The sequence below is a fragment of the Pseudomonas sp. DCA-1 genome, assembly GCF_046523955.1.
In the GTDB taxonomy this organism is placed as follows: domain Bacteria; phylum Pseudomonadota; class Gammaproteobacteria; order Pseudomonadales; family Pseudomonadaceae; genus Aquipseudomonas; species Aquipseudomonas putida_Y.
The window spans coordinates 728,973-745,627 of sequence record NZ_CP169881.1 but is presented as its reverse complement, the minus strand read 5'-3'; the positions used below and the strand labels follow the sequence as shown (position 1 = coordinate 745,627).

Below are 16,655 nucleotides of genomic sequence, written 5' to 3'. Positions count from 1 at the left end.
TCGTGCCCTTATGCCGCGTCGCGCTGGCCGCCGCTGCGGAAGTTTTCCACAGCCTCGATCAACGCCTTGAGAATCGCCGAGCTGTCGCCAATCACCGACAGGTCAGCCCGTTTGATCATGTCGCAGCCCGGATCCATGTTGATCGCCACCACCTTGTCGCAGGCACCGATACCCTGCAGGTGCTGGATCGCGCCCGAGATACCCACAGCCACGTAGACACGCGCGGTAACCCAGGTGCCGGTGGCCCCCACTTGGCGGTTGCGCGGCATGAAGCCGTCGTCCACTGCCACCCGCGAGGCACCTTCGGTAGCGCCGAGGGCTGCAGTGGCCTTGTGGTACAGGTCCCAGTCCTTGACACCGTTGCCGCCCGAGACGATGAACTCGGCTTCGGCCATGGCAATGGTGGCCGGGTCGACGGCCACCGAGCCAAGGTCTTCGATGCGCGGCAGGCTGCGCACCACACTTGTGGACAACTCCACCGGCAGCGCTTCGTGACGAGTCTCGCTGACCGGCTCGGCGCACTCGGCTGCCGCCAGGATCAGGCGCGGCACGGCGCGTTGCAGGTCTTGCTGGCCGGCACCGGCGCGGCCGATGCACTGGCCGTCCTTGACCTGCCATACCCGCGTTGCCGGGCGCTCGCCCAGCGCTGCGCCCAGGCGCCGACCCAGTTCACCGCCACCGGTGCGGCTGTCGGGCAGCAACCAGTGGCGCGGCGTGAACTGGTTATCCACAGTCCGCAGGCCTTGCACCAGTTGCTCCGGTGCATAACCTTCAAAGGCCTCGCCTTCGATAACCAGCAGGCGGTCGACACCGGCTGTGGAAAAGTTGCTTTCCTTGTGCTCGTTGAACACCACTGCCAGCACCGCCCCGTCGCTGCCGGCCAGGCTGTGGGCCAGGCCGAGCAGGTCGCGGTCGTGGCTGCTCAGGCGGCCACCAACCATGTCCGGCACGACGGCAATGTAGAACGCCGGCTCCGGCACCTGGTGCAGTGGCAACTTGACCTCGACCGCCGCCGTGCGTCGCCCGCCCGCACCGGTGCCCTGCTGGGCGCCGCTGCGGTCGATACGCTTGATGCCGGCCGGGCCGACAAAGCCCGCGGCAATCGCATGCGGATTCTTGCGGATGATGCCGTTAGGCCCCATCCAGCTGGTCTGCTGCGTCTGCATCGCGGCATGCAGCGGGTGCAGACGGTTACGGGCGATCCACTCGGCGCGTGGATCGCGGCGGATAATGTCGCTCATCAGTGCACCTCCGCAGGTTCACGTTTAGCCGTTTGCGGCTTTGGGACAGTGGAGCCGTCCTCCTCGATCAGCACGTCGGCTACCAGTTCAGCCAAGTCCTTGATCTGCGGGCGCGGTTCGACCACGCCTTCAAGCATGGCAGTGCACTGCGGGCAACCCACAGCTACCAGCTCGGCCTCGGTTTCACGGATGTCGTCCATGCGCATATCGGGAATACGCTGCTTGCCAGGGATATCAGTGATCGGCGCACCGCCGCCACCACCGCAGCAACGGGAACGGAAGCCCGAGCGCTGCATCTCGCGCACTTCGATACCCAGCGCCTTGAGCACTTCGCGCGGGGCTTCGTACTCGCCGTTGTAGCGGCCCAGGTAGCACGGATCGTGGTAGGTGACGCTACCACCCTTGTGCTGGCCGAGGTTGAGCTTCTTGGCCGCGATCAGTTCGGCGATGTAGGTGCTGTGGTGCTGCACCTGGTAATCACCGCCCAGGGCGCCGTATTCGTTCTTCAGCACATGGAAGCTGTGCGGATCGCAGGTGACGATGCGCTGGAACTTGTACTTGGCCAGGGTCTGGATGTTGCGTTTGGCCAGTTGCTGGAAGGTAGCCTCATCGCCCAGACGGCGCGCCACGTCGCCGCTGTCGCGCTCTTCCAGGCCGAGTACGGCGAAGTCCACGCCCGAGGCTTTCAACACTTTGACAAACGAACGCAAAGTGCGCTGGTTACGCATGTCGAAGGCACCATCGCCAACCCAGAACAACACTTCGGTCGCTTTGACTTCAGACAGCAGTTGCAGGTTAAGGTCGGCAGCCCAGTTCATGCGCCCGCCGGGGGCGAAGCCGCCAGGGTTGTCGGTAGCGATCAGGTTGTCCAGCACCTCGGCGCCCTTGTTCGGGGTAGCGCCCTTTTCCAGGGTGAGGTGGCGGCGCATGTCGACGATGGCATCGACGTGCTCGATCATCATCGGGCACTCCTCGACGCAGGCACGGCAGGTGGTGCAGGACCACAGCGTTTCGGCGTCGACCAGGCCATTGACGATCGGCTGATGCGGATTGCCGCCGTGTTCGCCGATCGGTTTGCCAGGGTACGGGCTACCGGCAAATTGCGCGTCCGTGCCACCGGCAAGGCCGATGACCATGTCCTGAATGAGTTTTTTCGGGTTCAGCGGCTGGCCAGCGGCAAAGGCCGGGCACATGGCTTCACATTTACCGCACTGCACGCAGGCATCGAAGCCCAGCAGCTGGTTCCAGGTGAAGTCCACCGGTTTTTCCACCCCCAGGGGGGCGTTCGGGTCTTCCAGATCCAGCGGCTTTAGGCCGGTGGAGCGGCCGCCGCCGAAGCGATCGGCACGGCGGTGCCAGGCCAGGTGCAAGGCACCGGCGAAGGCGTGCTTCATCGGGCCGCCCCAGGTCATGCCAAAGAACAGCTCCGATACACCCCACAGCACGCCCAGGCCCAGAATGGCGACCATCACCCAGCCACCGGTGTTGGCCGGCAGGATACCGGCGACCGGCAGGGTGGCAATGAAGAAGCTCACGGCGAACGCCAGCAAACTCTTCGGCAGGCGCATCCACGGGCCCTTGGACAGGCGAGAGGGCGGGTTGAGGCGGCGTTTGAAGACAAAGATGGCGCCGGTGAACATGATCACCGTGGCTACCAGCAGTGCATAGCCGAGGATCTTGCTCTGCAGGCCAAAACCATGCACCAGAATCGCCAGGGCAGCGGACAGCACAAAGCCGCCCGCAGTGGCCACGTGGGTCTTGGACATGTATTTGTCGCGCTCAACCACGTGGTGCAGGTCCACCAGGTAGCGGCGCGGCATGGCCAGCAGGCCGCCGATCAGGTTGACCTTGGACGGCCGGCCACGGCGCCACATGCGTACCCGGCGCAAGGCACCGAGCACTGCCAGGCCAAGGGCAGCGAACAGCAGAATGGGTAGAAGGGTGTTCAACATGGGAGACTCCCCACAAACAGCTGGATTCTTGCGCCGACCAGAGGGCGAGACTGGCCCCATGTAGGAGCGGGTCCACCCGCGAATGCATCCGGTCAGGCAACAGTGTTGTCAGTGCTGACGCATTCGCGGGTGAACCCGCTCCTACAGGGATCGCGCCCGATGGCGGCGACTGTTAACGATCAGAAGTCCTTGCAGAGGCGCAAGGCGTCGTAGATCGCCGCATGCACGTTGCGCTGGGCCACGCAGTCGCCGATGCGGTACAGCAGGTAGCCTTCGCCCGGCTGGCTCAGGATCGGCTGTGGCTTGATGGCGAACAGCGCCTCCACGTCGATCTGGCCCTTGTTGCGCGAACCTTCCTTGAGCGCGTAGTACAGCTCTTCGTCAGGGCGCACGCCGTTCTCGACCACTACCTGATCGACCACGCGCTCTTCCTTGGCGCCGGTGTATTCGTTCTCCAGTACCGCCACCAGCTTGTCGCCTTCGCGGTAGACCTTTTCCAGCATCATGTCGCCGGTCATGATCACTTCTTTGGGGTACATGCTGCGGTAGTAGGTGGGGAAGGTGGTACCACCCATGGCCACGCCTGGCTTGATGTCGTCGGTGACGATCTCGACCTGGCTGCCTTTGTCGGCGATGAAGTCGGCTACCGACATACCGGTGAATTCGCAGATGGTGTCGTACACCAGCACGTTCTTGCCCGGCGCTACCTTGCCATCGAGCACATCCCAGCTGCTGACCACCAGCCCTTCAGCAGCGCCCCAGTGCTCGTTCTGCTCCAGGAACGAGTGCCCACCTACCGCCAGCACGATGACGTCCGGGCGCAGGTCCTGAATGGCGGCCACATCAGCGGCAGTGCCCAGGCGCAAGTCGACTTTCAGACGAGCCAGTTCAAGCTGGTACCAGCGGGTGATACCGGCAATCTGGTCACGCTGCGGGGCCTTGGCGGCGATGGTGATCTGCCCGCCGATCTGGTCCCTCTTCTCGAACAGGGTCACGTCGTGGCCGCGTTCAGCCGCCACGCGGGCAGCTTCCATCCCGGCAGGGCCTGCGCCAACCACCACCACCTTGCGCTTGACGCCAGTGGTCTTCTCGATGATGTGCGGCACACCCATGTATTCACGGGAAGTCGCGGCGTTCTGGATGCACAGCACATCCAGGCCCTGGTACTGGCGGTCGATGCAGTAGTTGGCACCGACACACTGCTTGATCTGGTCGATCTGGCCCATCTTGATCTTGGCGATCAGGTGCGGGTCTGCCATGTGCGCACGGGTCATGCCGACCATGTCCACGTAGCCGCCTTCAAGGATGCGCGTGGCCTGGTTCGGGTCTTTGATGTTCTGCGCGTGCAGCACCGGGACCTTGACCACTTCCTTGATACCGGCCGCCAGGTGCAGGAACGGCTCCGGCGGGTAGCTCATGTTGGGGATGACGTTGGCCAGGGTGTTGTGAGTATCGCAACCCGAACCGACCACACCGATGAAGTCGAGCATGCCGGTGGCGTCGTAGTAGGCGGCGATCTGCTTCATGTCTTCGTGGCTGAGGCCATCGGGATGGAACTCGTCACCACAGATACGCATGCCCACGCAGAAGTCGTCACCCACTTCGGCACGCACGGCTTTCAGCACTTCCAGGCCGAATTTCATGCGGCCTTCAAAGGTGCCGCCCCATTCGTCGGTACGCTTGTTGACCCGCGGGCTCCAGAACTGGTCGATCATGTGCTGGTGCACCGCCGACAATTCCACGCCGTCCAGGCCACCCTCTTTGGCGCGACGCGCAGCCTGCGCGTAGTTGCCGATTACCCGCCAGATCTCCTCCACCTCGATGGTTTTGCAGGTGGCGCGGTGCACAGGTTCGCGAATGCCCGATGGCGACATCAGCGTCGGCCAGTTGAAGCCGTCCCAACGCGAGCGACGGCCCATGTGGGTAATCTGGATCATGATCTTGGCGCCATGCTTGTGCATGGCGTCGGCAAGATTCTGGAAGTGCGGGATGATGCGGTCGGTCGACAAGTTGACCGATGCCCACCACTCCTGCGGGCTGTCGATGGCCACCACCGACGAGCCGCCACAGATGGCCAGGCCGATGCCGCCCTTGGCCTTCTCTTCGTAGTACTTCACATAGCGGTCGGTCGTCATGCCGCCGTCAGTGGCGTAGACCTCGGCGTGCGCAGTGCTGAGCACACGGTTGCGGATGGTCAGTTTGCCGATCTGGATCGGCTGGAACATTGCTTCGAATGCCATGACGCTATCTCCGGCTTACAACGGCTTTGTAATGAACAGGCCATCTTCGTGGCCTTCTTCCGACCCGCCATAGACCTGCTCGGCCACGGTGCGGATCTTGCTGCCGCGGGCAGCGAGAATCTGGTCCATCGCGCCAGCGAACCAGCCGGTGAACATGTAGTCGACCTTGCGGCCGCACTTGCCATAGACGTACACGAATGCAGAGTGCTTGAGCTTGACGCTGCAGGTACCTTTATCCAGGTCGATATCCTGGATCTCGAACAGGCCCCAGCCACGCTGGCTCAGACGCTTCATGTAGTGCTCGAACACCGCTACGCCTTCCAGGCCATGGCACTCGGCCTCTTTTTCACACCAGTGCCAAGCGGACTTGTAGCCAGCCTTGTAGAGGATTTCGGCATAGGCGTCGGCACCCAGCACTTCCTCGATGCCCATATGGTTATTGACGAAGAAATGCCGAGGCACATACAGCATCGGCAAGGCGTCGCTGGTCCAGACACCGGTCTCGCTGTCGACTTCGATTGGCAATTGCGGGGCGATTTTGGCCATGGAAACTCAACTCCATAAAAATTTTTTGTGGGTGCCCCGGCGTTGCTGGCAGGGGCTATCAGGCTTGGAGAGCGGCTTACTCGCCCCAGACATCCTTGAGGACGTTTACCCAGTTCTCGCCCATGATCTTGCGTACCACACGCTCGGAGTGGCCGCGCTTGAGCAAGGTCTCGGTGAGGTTGGGGAATTCGCCGACAGTGCGAATGCCCAGTGGGTTGATGATCTTGCCGAAGTTGGTCAGACGGCGGGCGTAGCCCTTGTCATGGGTCAGGTATTCGAAGAAGTCCTGGCCGTGACCCTGGGTGAAGTCGGTACCGATACCGATGGCGTCTTCACCGACGATATTCATGGTGTATTCGATGGCTTCGGCGTAGTCATCGATGGTCGAGTCAATGCCTTTGGCCAGGAACGGCGCGAACATGGTGACGCCAACGAAACCGCCGTGATCGGCGATGAATTTCAGCTCTTCGTCCGACTTGTTGCGCGGGTGCTCTTTCAGGCCCGAGGGCAGGCAGTGCGAGTAGCACACCGGCTTTTTCGATTCGAGGATGACTTCTTCGGAAGTCTTGGAACCGACGTGGGACAGGTCGCACATGATGCCGACACGGTTCATCTCGGCAACGATCTCGCGGCCGAAGCCGGACAGCCCGCCATCACGCTCGTAGCAGCCGGTGCCAACCAGGTTCTGGGTGTTGTAGCACATCTGCACGATGCCCACGCCCAGCTGCTTGAACACGTCCACATAAGCGATCTGGTCCTCGAACGCATGGGCGTTCTGGAAGCCGAAGAGGATGCCGGTCTTGCCCAGCTCCTTGGCCTTGCGGATGTCGGCGGTGGTGCGCACCGGCATCACCAGGTCGCTGTTGTCGCGGATCAGTTTCTGGCTGGACGCGATGTTGTCGACGGTTGCCTTGAACCCTTCCCAGACCGACACCGTGCAGTTGGCCGCAGTGAGACCGCCTTTGCGCATGTCTTCGAACAGCTCGCGGTTCCATTTGGCGATGATCAGGCCATCGATGACGATGCTGTCGGCGTGTAATTCGGCTGGGCTCATCAGGCTGTCCCCTTTTATAGAGTTGGGTCGCGCCAAACCTTCTGCCGGCGCTTTGAGGCCAGCATATGCCTGTGCCCCGAGGCGCCCCGGTGCAAAAACGACAGGGGGTTTGCCGAAAGCGTCAATGCGCGACATGAGCACGTCTGGCGCGTCTTTCGGCGATGAGAGGCAGTCTCGATAACGCCATTTGCGACCGCTGCATGAACATTTGGTCAGGGAGCTACCACCTGGCCTCAGGCTGAGCGAGAATCCCTGCGATTCGACAGCCTGTTGAGGAGAAAGCGGATGAAATCAATGGCATGGCTGGTGCTGCTGGCCATCGTGAGCGGGGCCCAGGCCGGCGAGGAAGAAAGCACACCTTGCGACAATGTGGAGACCGACCAGCAGACCTTCGCCTGCGCAGCATTCAACAAGCAGATCGCCGAGCGTGAGCTGCAGTCGGCCTACGACGACCTGGTCGCGCGCATGCGTGATCAGTTTGGCGACGAGGCCGGCCTGATGTCGCGATTAGAGGCAGCCGAGCAAGTCTGGAGCCAACTGCGCGATGCAGACTGCAAGGTCGAAACCCATGCTGAACAACCAGGCAGCAAGGCCTACCAGATCGCCTGGAACAGCTGCATTGCACAGCACAGCGATGAGCGAGCGGAGTACTTGCGCAGCCTGGGCCTGCAAAACGGTGACGAGCTGGCACCCGAAGATTGATCAGTACGCGCGAGTGAACGATCAACTCCAGAGGAACAACATGCCGCTGATGTCCCCTGCGTAATTACTCGATAGTGCCCTCAGACCACGTGCTCACCATGTGTGTCTTGGAACTCACAACTATCAAGGAATTACAAAGTGGCTGACATCAAAGTTGAAATGGAAAAAATCCGCAAAGAGGGTCAAGAGCGCGTAGCCGCTACCGGCCAGACCATCTGCGTCTTCGCTGACAATGTCCCTGCCAACATTGCAGAAGACATCCTGGCCGGCATGCGCTTGATGACCGAACTGGCCAACAAGAAGTTCGACAAGGAAACCCAGCAGCGCGAGTGGTACAACTTCTACAACGATGGCCTGATCAAGTTCGGCTGGACCATGACGGGTGCAGCACATGCCGAAGATGCCATTGATGAGGACAACCTGACCTTGGCAGAGCTGATCACCAAGTCCGTCACCATCAGTGTCTCTGCGGACCCTCGTCGCGCCGCCTGCGCCAGGCGTGTTCTGCAAATTGTCGTGCAGAAACCGGAAGTCAAGGCGCATCTGGAAAAGCACAGCCACAGCGAATCCGGCAAATCGAGCAACTTCGTGGTCGCCCAGTGCGAAATGACGCCACAAGGCCTGCCGGCGATGCACATGACCAGCTTCCAGGCCAGCTACGACTCGAAAGTCGAGCGTGAAGGCGCCCTGACCCGCAAGGTCGACAAAACCTCTACCCGCGTCTATCGCGCGTCGCAGCAGGGCACGTTCAGCGTTCGTCACTTCGACGCTGCACGTGATCTTGTGAACGAGAAGATCAAAGGCGACATCGCCGCGTTTCTCGCTATCTGATTAGCGAGGCCGGGTACCAGAGCGCGCTGGTACCCGGTTCTGGTCATATGCATCCATCGAGGAGCAATGCCACATGGGCGATACAAGCCTGGACACCCGAATATTCGAGGAGCGGCTAAGAATCAAGCCTGCGCCCTGGCTGACACTCGAGACATGGGAAGATTTGCAGCTGTGCCTGCGTTATTCACAAGCGATGGCCAATGAAAAATACTCGATGGAGACCCAGCCTCAGCAATGGTTCGCTGTCGCTCTCGCCACCTTGCAATCATTGAAATTCACCCTGTTCGAACATACACATAAAACCATTGTGTATGAGCCGCACCTGCTTGCATTGAGCGATGTGTACAGTGGCTATCTACCCCCGCCCCGCGAGAAAGGGCCTTGGTTCAAGAGCCTTGAAGAAAATGTTCAAGCCGCTCTGCAGTCGGCAGGTACGCATACTTTCACCGTAATGAACGCCTCTTCACATCTAAGCATCGAAATGGACCATGAAGGGGACCAGGTTCCGGTTGCGATCCTGTTTTACACCTACTGCATTACCGACCCGGTCGAGCCCACCAGAAAGTTGAACCTGATATTCGACCATCTGGGTGCACGCTTCAATGCAGCGGGTTTTGCCTCGCTTCGCAAGGATCTGCAAGCAAGGAATCGTGAAAAACTGAGGGCGATTCTCGAGCGCGAGCTGGATTGAAGCTCACTTTGTACCCCCAGGCCGACGCTCCTCCCGCGGGCACCTTCCAAACCTGAGCTTGTAGCGCCGCGTGAAATACGATGGCAGTTCAAAGCCACAGGCAAGGCTGACTTCAGTCACCGACATGTCGGTCTGGGCCAGCAGCTGGCGCGCCTTGTCCAGCCGTAACGCGAGATAGAAACTGCTCGGTGTGGCATCAAGGTGCATGCGAAACAAACGCTCCAATTGACGCCTTGTTACCCTGATCGCGGCAGCCAGATCCAGCGTGCTCAGTGGTGGCTCTATGTGTTTTTCCATTTCGCCAATGGCATGGATCAGCTTCTTGTTGCTGATGCCATAACGCGCACCGATCTGCATGCGCTGGTGGTCCTGGCGCTGACGGATGCGACCCAGCACGAACTGCTCGGACACCTTGACCGCCAGTTCGCTGCCGTGAGACTGGGCAATCAGGTGCAGCATCAAATCGATCGAGGCCGTTCCGCCGGCACAGGTGATGCGGCTGCGGTCAATCTCGAACAGTTCCTGGGTGGCTTGAAGGCCTGGATAGCGTTCCTTGAATGCCTCAAGCGCCTCCCAATGCAATGTCGCCCGGTAGCCCTCGAGCAGCCCTGCCTCGGCCAGCACCATCGCGCCCGTGTCGATACCACCGAGCATGACAGCTTCGTGGTTGAGCCGGCGCAGCGCATGCAGCAGTTTGGGTGCGACATTGGCCAGTGGCTCGAAGCCCGCAACCACCAGCAGGATGTTGGCCGGCTCCCCCTCCCCCAAGGCGGCATCGGCATTGATCGACATGCCATTGCTCGCCAGCACCGCCTCACCATCCAGGCTTAGCACCTGCCACCGGTACAACTGCCCACCAAAACGATTGGCCACCCGCAGTGGCTCCACCGCCGAAATGAACCCCATGGCGGAAAACCCGGGCACCAACAGAAAGGCTATCGTCTCCATCATCCCCTCCTCCACAGAAAACTGGTCGCCCAGGTGCTAATTCCTGTCGCTAGCGTGCGCTTGGGCAAGGTAGCGCCAGCGTAGCGTATTCACACGGTCCGCAGAGGCCGCCCTCAATAACAATACGCACTGCCGATGGAGAGCCACCATGCACAGCTTGATCCGCCGCAGCCTGTTGTCACTTGCCCTGAGCAGCATCGTTGCCACCCCGCTTTTCGCCGCCGAGCCCGCCGTCTGCAAAAACGTGCGCCTTGGTGTGGTCAACTGGACCGACGTCATTGCCACCAGCGCCATGGCCCAGGTGCTGCTCGACGGCCTGGGGTACCAGACCAAACAGACCAGTGCCTCGCAACAGATCATCTTCGCCGGCATCCGCGACAAGCGCCTGGACATGTTCCTGGGGTACTGGAACCCGATCATGACTCAGACCATTACCCCGTTCATCGATGCCAACCAGGTCAAAGTGCTGGACAAGCCAAGCCTGGAAGACGCGCGCGCCACCTTGGCCGTGCCGAAATACCTCTACGACAAGGGCCTGAAGACCTTCGCCGACATCCACAAGTTCGAGAAAGAGCTGGGCGGCAAGATCTATGGCATTGAACCGGGTTCCGGCGCCAACACCCAGATCAAGGCAATGATCACCAAGAACCAGTTCGACCTGGGCAAGTTCCAGCTGGTCGAGTCCAGCGAGGCCGGCATGCTCGCCGCCGTCGACCGTGCGGTGCGGCGCAAGGAGGCCGTGGTGTTCTTCGGCTGGGCGCCGCACCCGATGAACGTGAACATCGACATGGCCTACCTGGGTGACAGCCGGGATGCGCTCGGCCCTGACGAAGGCCGTGCGACGGTGTGGACAGTGACGGCGCCGGACTACGCCGAACGCTGCCCCAATGCCCACCGCCTGCTGGCCAACCTTAAGTTCAGCGCCGAGGACGAGAGCCGCATGATGCAGCCACTGCTCGACCACAAGGACGCGCTGGAATCAGCCCGCCAGTGGCTCAAGGACCACCCCGAGGACAAGGCGCGCTGGCTTGAGGGTGTGACCACCTTCGATGGCAAGCCGGCTGCTGACAACCTCAAGCTTACCGCCAACTGACAGGGCCCTTTCGCGGGCAAGCCCGCTCCCACAGGTACGCCGCCACACTCGGGATCACATTGATCCTGTGGGAGCGGGCATGCCCACGAAAAAGCCAACACAGACATCACAAGGAACTGCACCATGAACCACGACGTCATCATCACCTGTGCCCTCACCGGCGCCGGCGACACCGCCTCGAAAAGCCACCTGGTCCCGGTCACGCCCAAACAGATCGCCGAATCCGCCGTGGAAGCCGCCAAAGCAGGTGCCACCGTGGTCCACTGCCACGTCCGCGACCCGCAGACTGGCCGTTTCAGCCGTGATGTAAACCTCTACCGCGAAGTCATGGAACGCATCCGCGAAGCTGACGTGGACATCATCGTCAACCTCACCGCCGGCATGGGCGGCGACCTGGAAATCGGCCCGGGTGAAACGCCGCTGGAGTTCGGCCCGGGCACCGACCTGATCGGCCCGCTGGAGCGCCTGGCCCATGTCGAAGCACTGTTGCCGGAAATCTGCACCCTCGATTGCGGCACCCTCAACTTTGGTGACGGCAACTCGATCTATGTGTCCACCCCGGCCCAACTGCGCGCCGGCGCCAAGCGCATCACCGAGCTGGGGGTGAAGGCCGAGCTGGAAATCTTCGACACCGGCCACCTGTGGTTCGCCAAGCAAATGATGAAGGAAGGCCTGCTCGAAGACCCGTTGTTCCAGCTGTGCCTGGGCATCCCGTGGGGCGCACCGGCCGACACCACCACCATGAAGGCCATGGTCGACAACCTGCCAGCCAACGTCACCTGGGCCGGCTTCGGCATCGGCCGCATGCAGATGCCTATGGCTGCTCAGGCTGTGTTGCTCGGCGGCAATGTGCGGGTAGGTCTGGAGGACAACCTGTATCTGGACCGTGGCGTGCTGGCCAGCAATGGCCAACTGGTGGAACGCGCAAGCGAGATCATCACCCGCATGGGTGGCCGCGTGCTCAGCCCGGCAGAAGGCCGAGAAAAAATGAACCTCAAGCGCTGCTGATCCTTTCAACGATCGCAAATGCACCGAAGACCCTGTGGGAGCGGGCGTGCCCGTGAAGCAGGCAACGCGATGGATGGCACCGGCCGCGCCGGTGTTCGCGGGCATGCCCGCTCCCACAGGGTTAGGCAGTAACCCTGATGACTGTGTTTTACCCTGAGGACTAGCTATGCCCTTTATCACTGAAATCAAAACCTTCGCCGCCCTGGGTAGCGGCGTGATCGGCAGCGGCTGGGTTGCCCGCGCCCTGGCCCACGGCCTGGACGTGGTGGCCTGGGACCCGGCGCCCGGCGCCGAACAGGCACTGCGCAAACGGATCGCCAACGCCTGGCCGGCGCTAGAAAAACAGGGCCTGGCACCCGGCGCATCGCAAGACCGCCTGAAGTTCGTGGCGACCATCGAGGAATGCGTGCGTAACGCCGATTTCATCCAGGAAAGCGCACCAGAGCGCCTGGACCTCAAGCTCGACCTGCACGCCAAAATCAGCGCCGCAGCCAAGCCTGACGCAATCATCGGTTCAAGCACTTCGGGCCTGCTGCCCAGCGAGTTCTACGAGTCGTCCACTCACCCTGAACGCTGCGTCGTCGGCCACCCGTTCAACCCGGTGTACCTGCTGCCGCTGGTCGAGATCGTCGGCGGCAGCCGCACCTCACCCGAGGCCATTGAAGCTGCCAAAACCATCTACACCGCACTCGGCATGCGCCCGCTGCATGTGCGCAAGGAAGTGCCAGGCTTCATCGCCGACCGCCTGCTCGAGGCGCTATGGCGCGAGGCTCTGCACCTGGTCAACGACGGGGTTGCCACCACGGGCGAAATCGACGACGCGATCCGTTTCGGCGCAGGCTTGCGCTGGTCGTTCATGGGCACGTTTCTGACCTATACCCTGGCCGGTGGCGATGCCGGCATGCGCCACTTCATGTCACAGTTCGGCCCTGCCCTGAAGCTGCCCTGGACGTACCTGCCAGCACCGGAACTGACCGACAAGCTGATCGACGATGTGGTGAGCGGCACCGCTGAGCAACAGGGCGAGCGCAGCATCGCTGCACTGGAGCGCTACCGTGACGACACCTTGCTGGCGGTACTGGAAGCGGTGAAGTCCAGCAAGGCCAGCCACGGCATGTCGTTCGGCGATTAAGGAGACCAAGATGCCTGCTTTGATCACTTACCGCACCACGGTCCAGGAGGACTGGGTCGATTACAACGGGCACCTGCGCGATGCCTTCTACCTGCTGATCTTCAGCTACGCGACCGACGCCCTGATGGAGCGCATTGGCCTGGACGCCGACAGCCGTGGGCAAAGCGGAAATTCGCTGTTCACGCTGGAGGCGCACATCAATTATCTGCACGAGGTGAAGCTGGGCACCGAGGTGTGGGTGCAGACGCAGATCATCGGGTTCGACCACAAGCGTCTTCACGTGTATCACAGCCTGCACCGGGCAGGGTTCGACGACGTCCTGGCGGCTAGCGAGCAGATGTTACTGCACGTGGACCTGGCGGGGCCGCAGTCAGCGCCTTTTGGGCACACCACTGTTTACCAATTGAACCACTTGGCAGAGCAACAGGAGGGGGCGCCGGCGCCGCAATACATCGGGCGCACCTTAAAACTTCCTTCTTGAATGACCAGGGAGCCGGCGCCAAGGTCTCCATAGATACGAAGCACCCTGGCGCCTTCACTCGCAACAATCAGACAGTACAGAAGCGGACAACCATAGCGAACGCTCTATATACTGGCCCGGTCAGTCTTCTTGTAAATCTGAACACTTCTGGTTTACCACCGCCAAAATGTACATCCGTGGTTATGCCCCAGAAAAGTTATTTTTCCGCCTAACAGCTCTTTACCATGTAAAAATGTTGACGGACATAACTTGCTCGGGGTAATCCACTGTCGAAGTCTTTACCTCAGCCCGCACGGGATCGACATAATTATCCTTGCTAACACTTTCAAGTGCTTCACGGCGCTGATCAGATTTAATCTGAAATAGCGTGCCGGCTAAACCTTCGAGATAATTCGAATGCTCCGAGGCTGTACACCCTGCAAAAATAAACACAGCACCTAACAAGCCAAACTTTAATTTTTCCCGGTCCATGTTCATGCTCCAGATATCGGAGCCTTACTCGTCCACGGACATCGATTCCCAAAAACCAATATAAATAACAGTTGCAAAAAAAATAACCCCGGAAAGCCGTGAGCTACCGGGGCCAAGAGCGAGCAACATCCACTGTGCGTGAGCGAGGGTGACCAAACCCTCTGTACCGTGAATGGCTTCAGTGTGCGTGCTTGCCTGGTAGGGGATTTAGTCGTAAACGACCTGTTCTTAGCCAAAGCAGCCATGGCGACATTCTGTCCTTGCGAGGCTGTCGCGCACGTCACAGAATCGGTCGTAAATCACAGCAGCACTCTCTTAGCGATAAAAGGGACAACAGCCATGATGCATGCGGATTTGATTGATCAGGACGACCTCGCCGGCCACTTGCGCGCGCGCGGTTTCGATATTCCTGCCGGAGCCAGTGCCGAACAGGCTTGTGAAGCGGTGGTTCGCGGGCTGAACGAGCCCAATGCGCGAGCGCTGAAGGGGATGGTGGAGCAGATGTACACCGGTAGTGCGACGATCCTACCTGCGGTGCGCCAGGCCATCGACAAGCAACTGTTGCCGGCATTGGCGCAGTTCAACAAACGCGCGTAATTCATTTACCCAGGACCGGCCTCTTCGCGGAACATGCCCGCCCCCACAGGTCACCGCTGGCTCAAGCTCAGCGGGTGTGACCTGTGGGAGCGGGCGTGCCCGCGAAGAGGCCGGCGCGGTCTCAGAGCCTTACACTGGCAAATGTCGACTCGTTGCGCGCCTGGCTAAGGGCCGCCATCGGCCCGCTGTGCGGCGACAGGGTCATGGCCTGCGGAATCGGCATCATGGCCACCTGCTGCGCGGTGTTGGAGCCCACACGCTCGTCACGCGGCGGAATGCCAAAGTACTCGCGATAGCACTTGGAGAAGTGCGGGGTCGACACGAATCCGCACACCGATGCCACTTCGATGATCGACATTGGCGTCTGCTTCAGCAGCTGCCGCGCACGGATCAGGCGCAACTTCAGGTAGTAGCGCGACGGCGAGCAGTGCAGGTACTTCTGGAACAGGCGCTCAAGCTGGCGTCGCGAAACCGATACATACACCGCCAGTTCGTCCAGGTCGATCGGCTCCTCCAGATTGGCCTCCATCAACGCGACGATTTCCTGCAACTTCGGCTGGTTGGTGCCAAGCATGTGTTTGAGCGGCACACGCTGGTGGTCCTGCTCGTTGCGAATACGCTCGTAGACGAACATCTCGGAAATCGCCGCCGACAGCTCACGGCCGTGATCACGGCTGATCAGGTGCAGCATCATGTCCAGCGGCGCGGTACCACCGGAGCTGGTGAAGCGGTTGCGGTCAAGGGTGAACAGGCGGGTGCTCATGTTCACCCGCGGGAAGGCTTCCTGCATTGCGGCCAGGCATTCCCAGTGCACGCTGCAATCGAAGCCGTCGAGCAGGCCAGCGCAGGCCAGTGCCCAACTGCCGGTGCACACGGCACCCAACCTGCGCGACTGACGGGCCTGGGCTTGCAACCAGGTGACGTGTTCACGGGTGACGGAACGCTGGATGCCAACACCACCACAGACAATCACGGTGTCGATGGGCGGAGCATTGCTGATTGCCGCATCCGGTGTGATTTGCAGACCATCGCTGGCCCACACCTGACCGCCATCGATCGTCAGCGTGTGCCACCGATACAGCTCACGGCCAGACAGCTGGTTGGCCATGCGCAGCGGCTCGACCGCCGATGCCAGGGAAATCAGGGTGAAATTGTCCAATAGAAGAAACCCGATGGACTGGGGTGTTGTGCGGTTCTGGGTTGGATTCCCGGAGTTGTACGACGTCATCGCGATTTCTCCTCACACAAATGCAGGGTGTGCCTCAGGCGGGCACTTACTTCTTGTTATGACCCCTCGGTCATTTTCCGGGGGTAGGCTTGCCAATCTCAACGCAAACGCCGTGCCTAAACTTGAACGGCCATCCAAAAAAACCTGAAAACGACGCCTTTATTGGGCATTTCAAGTACTTGCATCGTGTTGGCCAGTCGTCCAAAACAGGCGAGCTAGCGCGTTGCCTGTAACGGTTGAGCAGTTTAGTGACACGTGCCGCGTGGGTTTCCCAGAAGCGACACCCTTAAGTGTCACCGACAACGCCCACACTGATCGCGACATCCGACAATCGGTAGGTGGGGCGCCCCTCATCGCACCATAAAGAGGCATTGGCGGTTGTGCTGCACCTCATCAGCCTCCAGGGCATCTTCGCGGGCAAGCCCGCTCCTACAGGGATG

16 protein-coding genes are annotated in these 16,655 nt (G+C 60.9%); 8 read left to right on the top strand and 8 right to left on the bottom strand.

Features of this window, described 5'->3' with window-relative positions:
* Positions 1-8: 8 nt before the first annotated feature.
* The 5 genes from ACE4QZ_RS03690 to ACE4QZ_RS03670 all read right to left on the bottom strand — a co-directional run bounded on the left by ACE4QZ_RS03690 (position 9) and on the right by ACE4QZ_RS03670 (position 7,033).
* Complete coding sequence (locus tag ACE4QZ_RS03690; RefSeq protein ID WP_021782650.1) at positions 9-1,241, bottom strand: electron transfer flavoprotein subunit alpha/FixB family protein; 1,233 nt, start codon at positions 1,239-1,241, stop codon at positions 9-11.
* A complete protein-coding gene (gene dgcB / locus ACE4QZ_RS03685; protein WP_021782649.1) occupies positions 1,241-3,193 on the bottom strand; it encodes a dimethylglycine demethylation protein DgcB in 1,953 nt (650 codons plus the stop codon). Before dgcB ends, ACE4QZ_RS03690 begins: the two co-directional genes overlap by 1 nt.
* A 179-nt stretch (positions 3,194-3,372) precedes the next feature.
* Positions 3,373-5,433 (bottom strand): dimethylglycine demethylation protein DgcA, encoded by a 2,061-nt coding sequence (dgcA, locus tag ACE4QZ_RS03680; RefSeq protein WP_003255697.1) that lies wholly within the window; start codon positions 5,431-5,433, stop codon positions 3,373-3,375.
* Positions 5,434-5,448: 15 nt separating this feature from the next.
* On the bottom strand, positions 5,449-5,979 hold the full coding sequence (locus tag ACE4QZ_RS03675; protein ID WP_021782648.1) for a DUF5943 domain-containing protein: 531 nt from the start codon (positions 5,977-5,979) through the stop codon (positions 5,449-5,451).
* A 76-nt stretch (positions 5,980-6,055) separates the two neighbouring features.
* Entirely contained in the window at positions 6,056-7,033 is a 978-nt protein-coding gene (locus ACE4QZ_RS03670) for a dipeptidase (protein ID WP_003255700.1), read from the bottom strand.
* Between the two features lie 285 nt (positions 7,034-7,318).
* Here ACE4QZ_RS03670 and ACE4QZ_RS03665 point away from each other — a divergent pair, with 285 nt between their 5' ends.
* The 3 genes from ACE4QZ_RS03665 to ACE4QZ_RS03655 all read left to right on the top strand — a co-directional run bounded on the left by ACE4QZ_RS03665 (position 7,319) and on the right by ACE4QZ_RS03655 (position 9,257).
* Positions 7,319-7,735, top strand: coding sequence for a lysozyme inhibitor LprI family protein (locus ACE4QZ_RS03665; RefSeq protein WP_021782647.1), 417 nt, complete (start codon positions 7,319-7,321; stop codon positions 7,733-7,735).
* Positions 7,736-7,873: 138 nt separating this feature from the next.
* The gene (locus tag ACE4QZ_RS03660) at positions 7,874-8,566 is read left to right on the top strand and encodes a hypothetical protein (protein ID WP_003255705.1); all 693 of its coding nucleotides are present in this window, start codon (positions 7,874-7,876) and stop codon (positions 8,564-8,566) included.
* A 73-nt stretch (positions 8,567-8,639) separates the two neighbouring features.
* Positions 8,640-9,257 (top strand): hypothetical protein, encoded by a 618-nt coding sequence (locus ACE4QZ_RS03655; RefSeq protein WP_021782646.1) that lies wholly within the window; start codon positions 8,640-8,642, stop codon positions 9,255-9,257.
* Between the two features lie 3 nt (positions 9,258-9,260).
* Here ACE4QZ_RS03655 and ACE4QZ_RS03650 read toward each other — a convergent pair whose 3' ends face one another.
* A complete protein-coding gene (locus ACE4QZ_RS03650; RefSeq protein WP_021782645.1) occupies positions 9,261-10,208 on the bottom strand; it encodes a GlxA family transcriptional regulator in 948 nt (315 codons plus the stop codon).
* A 145-nt stretch (positions 10,209-10,353) separates the two neighbouring features.
* On the opposite strand from ACE4QZ_RS03650, the gene choX reads away from it, so the two are divergent.
* The 4 genes from choX (at position 10,354) to ACE4QZ_RS03630 (ending at position 13,919) form a co-directional block, all read left to right on the top strand.
* Positions 10,354-11,298, top strand: coding sequence for a choline ABC transporter substrate-binding protein (gene choX, locus ACE4QZ_RS03645; RefSeq protein ID WP_021782644.1), 945 nt, complete (start codon positions 10,354-10,356; stop codon positions 11,296-11,298).
* A gap of 123 nt (positions 11,299-11,421) precedes the next feature.
* Positions 11,422-12,306: a 3-keto-5-aminohexanoate cleavage protein gene (locus ACE4QZ_RS03640; protein ID WP_021782643.1), complete on the top strand. Its 885-nt coding sequence runs from the start codon at positions 11,422-11,424 to the stop codon at positions 12,304-12,306.
* A gap of 166 nt (positions 12,307-12,472) precedes the next feature.
* Complete coding sequence (locus ACE4QZ_RS03635; protein ID WP_021782642.1) at positions 12,473-13,438, top strand: L-carnitine dehydrogenase; 966 nt, start codon at positions 12,473-12,475, stop codon at positions 13,436-13,438.
* Between the two features lie 10 nt (positions 13,439-13,448).
* Entirely contained in the window at positions 13,449-13,919 is a 471-nt protein-coding gene (locus tag ACE4QZ_RS03630; protein WP_021782641.1) for a thioesterase family protein, read from the top strand.
* 219 nt (positions 13,920-14,138) lie between these two features.
* Here the strand turns inward: ACE4QZ_RS03630 and ACE4QZ_RS03625 are convergent, their stop codons facing one another.
* Entirely contained in the window at positions 14,139-14,390 is a 252-nt protein-coding gene (locus ACE4QZ_RS03625; RefSeq protein WP_021782640.1) for a hypothetical protein, read from the bottom strand.
* A gap of 339 nt (positions 14,391-14,729) precedes the next feature.
* Here ACE4QZ_RS03625 and ACE4QZ_RS03620 point away from each other — a divergent pair, with 339 nt between their 5' ends.
* Positions 14,730-14,987 carry a hypothetical protein gene (locus ACE4QZ_RS03620; protein WP_021782639.1) on the top strand — a complete coding sequence of 86 codons (258 nt, stop codon included), beginning with the start codon at positions 14,730-14,732 and terminating at the stop codon, positions 14,985-14,987.
* A gap of 121 nt (positions 14,988-15,108) precedes the next feature.
* Here ACE4QZ_RS03620 and ACE4QZ_RS03615 read toward each other — a convergent pair whose 3' ends face one another.
* Positions 15,109-16,215, bottom strand: a complete 1,107-nt coding sequence (locus ACE4QZ_RS03615) for a GlxA family transcriptional regulator (protein ID WP_021782638.1) — start codon at positions 16,213-16,215, stop codon at positions 15,109-15,111.
* Between the last annotated feature and the right edge of the window lie 440 nt (positions 16,216-16,655).